The 1,337-nt window shown below is 72.1% G+C and carries 2 protein-coding genes; both read right to left on the bottom strand.

The window, feature by feature from the left end:
• Window positions 1-423: DUF4140 domain-containing protein (locus AC27IQ_RS24700; RefSeq protein ID WP_487091175.1), on the bottom strand; the 423-nt coding region annotated here is incomplete at its 3' end.
• Between the two features lie 122 nt (window positions 424-545).
• A complete protein-coding gene (locus AC27IQ_RS24705; RefSeq protein ID WP_284431008.1) occupies window positions 546-1,094 on the bottom strand; it encodes a chemotaxis protein CheW in 549 nt (182 codons plus the stop codon).
• Window positions 1,095-1,337 lie beyond the last annotated feature (243 nt).

Genomic DNA, 1,337 nt, shown 5'->3' on the forward strand with positions numbered 1-1,337 from the left:
CTGCAGCGAGGCGGTCTCGGCACGCACGGCGGCCAGCTGGTCTTCCAGGTCCTGGATGCGGCCGTCCAGCGGGCTGGCGCAGCCGGCGGCCACGTCGCGGTCTTCGGTGGTGATCTTGAATTCGCCCACGCGCACCCCGGTGCCTGCGGCGATCTGCAGGCTGGCGGTGTCGATGGAGGCGGGCAGGCAGCGGAACACGGCGCTGCGGGCGCCGGCGGCCACGCGCGCGGTGCGCTCCACGGTGGCGCTGCCGGGGGAGACGGTGACCTGGGTGATGCGCGAGGCCACGCTGTCCTGCGCCAGGGCGGCACCGGTGCCCAGCAGTGCCGTGGCGCTGGACAGACAGGTCAGCAGCGCGGCCATGGTGGGGCCGGCCGGCCGGACGGCAGGCACGGGCCGCAGGGAGGGCATGGAGGGAATCAAGGGCGGCTCCTGGGTGGGCTGGCGGATGGATCTGGAGGCGGCGGCAAGGTGCCGCGCCCGGCGATTATTCACCCGTGCCCGCCGCGGCCCGCAGGAGCCCCGCGCCGAGGGCGCTCCGGCGATCAGTCCATGAACGCGGCAGCGGCCGCGGCGGCCGGGCTGACGCCGGTCGGCCGCATGCGGCCCAGCGTCTCGCTGCCCACCAGGCCCTCGATGTCCACGAGGATGAGCATGCGGTCGTTCACGCTGCCCAGGCCCAGGATGAATTGGGCGTCCACGCTGGAGGACAGCTGGGGCGCGGGGCGGATCATCTCCGCCGTCAACTCCACCACATCGGAGACGGAGTCCACCACCGCGCCCACGGTGTGCTGTCCGACGTTGAGCACGATCACCACCGTGGAGTGGTTGTACTCGGCGCTGGCGCAATGCAGCCGCAGGCGCAGGTCCACGATGGGAATGATGATGCCGCGCAGGTCGACCACGCCCTTGATGAAGTCGGGCGCACCGGCCAGCCGCGTCGGCGGCTCGTAGGAGCGGATTTCCTGTACCTGGAGGATGCCGATGCCGTACTCCTCATCGCCCAGGCGGAACGAGAGGAATTCGCCGCCCTGGCTGACGGCATTGGCGGCGGCGGTGTCGGTGGTGTCGGTGGGAGAGGAGGAAAGGGCCATGGCGGATCTCTTGCAGGCAATGAAGGAAGAAAAGGGTCCCGTTGGGGGCCGGTGGCCCATCGTACCGGGGTGGGACGATGGGCCATGGACGGTGCGGGGGGGGGCGGGTCAGAAGTTCTGCCAGTCGTCTTCGCTGCCGCCGCCCGCCATGGCGAGCGACGGCTGGCTCGGGCTGGGCGCGGCGGCCTTCTTGGGCGCAGCCGCCATGCGGCCCGGCGCGTGCGGTGCCATGGCAGCGCGCAG

Source organism: Acidovorax sp. KPB24-07, assembly GCF_057543315.1.